General features: G+C 70.4%; 2 protein-coding genes. Both read left to right on the top strand.

Translation table 11 applies throughout. The features are described from left to right. Window positions 1-3 precede the first annotated feature (3 nt). Entirely contained in the window at window positions 4-948 is a 945-nt protein-coding gene (locus ACRDP3_RS19685; protein ID WP_431518286.1) for an exopolyphosphatase, read from the top strand. A 444-nt stretch (window positions 949-1392) separates the two neighbouring features. Next, window positions 1393-2826: an NAD(P)/FAD-dependent oxidoreductase gene (locus tag ACRDP3_RS19680; RefSeq protein WP_431518285.1), complete on the top strand. Its 1434-nt coding sequence runs from the start codon at window positions 1393-1395 to the stop codon at window positions 2824-2826. The last annotated feature ends 310 nt before the right edge of the window (window positions 2827-3136 follow it).

Genomic DNA, 3136 nt, shown 5'->3' with positions numbered 1-3136 from the left:
CGCATGACCCGCGTCGCCGCCGTGGACTGCGGCACCAACTCGATCCGCCTGCTGGTGGCCGACGCCGATCCCAGCACCGGTGAACTGACGAGCCTGGACCGGCGGATGGAGATCGTCCGGCTCGGCCAGGGCGTGGACCGTACCGGGCGTCTCGCGCCGGAGGCGCTGGAGCGCACCTTCACCGCGTGCCGTACGTACGCGCGGGTCATCGAGGAGCACGGCGCGCGACACCTGCGCTTCGTCGCCACCTCCGCCTCGCGGGACGCCGAGAACCGCGACGAGTTCGTGCGGGGCGTCGTGGACATCCTGGGCGTGCGGCCGGAGGTGATCACCGGCGACCAGGAGGCGGAGTTCTCCTTCACCGGTGCGACGAAGGAGCTGGCGGGCCGGCAGGACCTGGACCGGCCGTATCTCGTGGTGGACATCGGCGGCGGCTCCACCGAGTTCGTGGTGGGCGACGAACATGTACGGGCCGCGCGCTCGGTCGACATCGGCTGCGTACGGCTCACCGAGCGGCACCAGCTCTCCGACCCGGTCACGCCGGACCAGGTGCGCGCGATGCGGGCGGACATCGCCCACGCGCTCGACCAGGCGGAGCAGGCGGTGCCGCTGGCCGAGGCCCGCACCCTCGTCGGCCTCGCCGGAACGGTCACCACCGTCGCCGGCATCGCCCTCGGTCTGGACTCCTACGACTCCGCCGCGATCCACCACTCCCGTCTCACCGCCGGGCAGGTCGGCGAGATCGCGGAGCGGCTGCTGTCCGCCACGCACGACGAGCGGGCCGCGATCCCGGTGATGCACCCCGGCCGGGTGGACGTGATCGGGGCGGGCGCGCTCATACTGCTGTCGGTCATGGAGCGGACCGGCACGCCGGAGGTCGTCGTCAGCGAGCACGACATCCTCGACGGCATCGCGTATCAGGTGGCACAGCAGGCCGAGGACGGCTGACCGCCGGGTGGCCGACGGCGTTGCCCAGAGCCTCACTTGAGCACCGCGGGACTCGCTTGATAGACATGATCGACGCCCCGCGAGACCCTGCCGAAGACCCTCGCGAGAAACTTCGTGAATTACTTCACATGGAAAAGTGCCTCGTCGGACGCAGATCACACCGCTGGTGGTGGGATCTGTGAGCCCGCGGCGGCCACCGTTGGCGGAACGCAGGCTTCCGGCCCCGTGACGGCCCGGTGACGGTTGTGTGGCCACGGCTGCGGGCCTTTGGTGGCCGTCGTGATACGCGCAGCTCAGGGCGGCATTCAAGGCCTGGCACGGCCTGCCGGTGCCGCGGCGGCGCAGGAGGCCAGGGAGCGGGCCGGGGAGTGTAACAGGGGGTGCCGGGGTGCTTGTGAAGCCCCTCACGAGGTCACCCGCCGGTAGCGAGGGATACTCGATGGCATGAGCACCACGGAGCGTCCCCGAATCCTCGTAGTGGGTGGTGGGTACGTCGGCCTGTACGCGGCGCGCCGCATCCTCAAGAAGATGCGCTACGGCGAGGCGACCGTCACCGTCGTCGACCCGCGCTCGTACATGACGTACCAGCCCTTCCTTCCCGAAGCCGCTGCCGGCAGCATCTCACCGCGCCACGTCGTGGTTCCGCTGCGACGTGTGCTGCCCAAGGCGGAGGTTCTCACCGGCCGCGTCACGACCATCGACCAGGACCGGCGGGTCGCCACCGTCGCGCCGCTGGTCGGCGAGGCGTACGACCTGCCCTTCGACTACCTGGTCATCGCCATGGGCGCCGTCTCGCGCACCTTCCCGATCCCCGGCCTGGCCGAGAACGGCATCGGCATGAAGGGCGTCGAGGAGGCCATAGGCCTGCGCAACCACGTGCTGGAACAGCTGGACAGGGCCGACTCGACCACCGACGAGGACGTCCGGCGCCGCGCGATGACGTTCGTCTTCGTCGGCGGCGGCTTCGCGGGCGCGGAGACCATCGGCGAGGTCGAGGACATGGCGCGGGACGCCGCCAAGTACTACCCGAGCGTCAAGCGCGAGGACATGCGGTTCCTGCTCGTCGACGCCGCCCCCGGCATCCTGCCGGAGGTCGGCCCGAAGCTCGGCGAGTGGGGCCTGGAGCACCTGCGGAGCCGCGGTGTCGAGGTCTACCTCAGCACCTCGCTGGACTCCTGCGTCGGCGGTCACGTGGTGCTGCGGAACGGCCTCGAGGTCGACTCCAACACCATCGTGTGGACCGCCGGTGTGAAGCCGAACCCGGCGCTGGCCCGCTTCGGTCTGCCGCTCGGCCCCAAGGGCCACGTGGACGTCGACGCCACCATGCAGGTCCGCGGCACCGGCCACATCTGGGCCGCCGGCGACAACGCCCAGGTGCCGGACCTGGCCGCGCGCAAGGCCGCGGGGGACGGGAACACCTCCTTCTGCCCGCCCAACGCGCAGCACGCGCTGCGCCAGGCCAAGGCGCTCGGCGACAACGTCATCTCCGGCCTCCGCGGCTTCCCCCAAGGCGAGTACAAGCACGCCAACAAGGGAGCCGTCGCCGGTCTCGGCCTGCACAAGGGCGTCGCGATGATCGTCCTGGGCAAGTTCAGCATCAAGCTCAAGGGTCGCCTCGCCTGGTACATGCACCGCGGCTACCACGGTCTGGCGGTGCCGACCTGGAACCGCAAGGTCCGGGTCCTCGCCGACTGGACCCTGGGCATGTTCCTCAAGCGTGAGGTCGTCTCGCTCGGCGCGATGGAGCACCCGCGCGAGGAGTTCTACGAGGCCGCCTCGCCGGTGACCGCCGCCGCGGCCGAGGAGGCCGCCGCGGACCGGAAGACCCGTGTGAAGGAGAGCCGTACGCACGAGCGGGAAGCCGCCAAGGCCTCCTGACCGGAGCTTCGTCGAGAACGCCGAAGAGGGCGTCCGCCATCCGTGGTGCGGGCGCCCCCTTCGCACCGCACCCTCCCGGCACGCTTCCCGCGAGGTGACGTGGAGACAAACCGGTGTGTGAGTCGGCATAGTTCGCACGACAATCGTGTTGCATGTACGGGGTTCCACCCCTTCCGTATGGAGGTGTGTGCAATGACCGATGTCGCCTCACGAATCAGCGCGCTCACCGAACGGCTGCTCGGCGCGCCTCTTCCCGTCCGCATCCGTGCCTGGGACGGCAGTGAAGCAGGACCGCTCGATGCTCCCGTCC

The organism is Streptomyces sp. (assembly GCF_050698815.1).
Taxonomy (GTDB): Bacteria; Actinomycetota; Actinomycetes; order Streptomycetales; family Streptomycetaceae; genus Streptomyces.
Note: the sequence above shows the minus strand (reverse complement) of the source record. Positions and strands in the feature narration are given on the sequence as shown.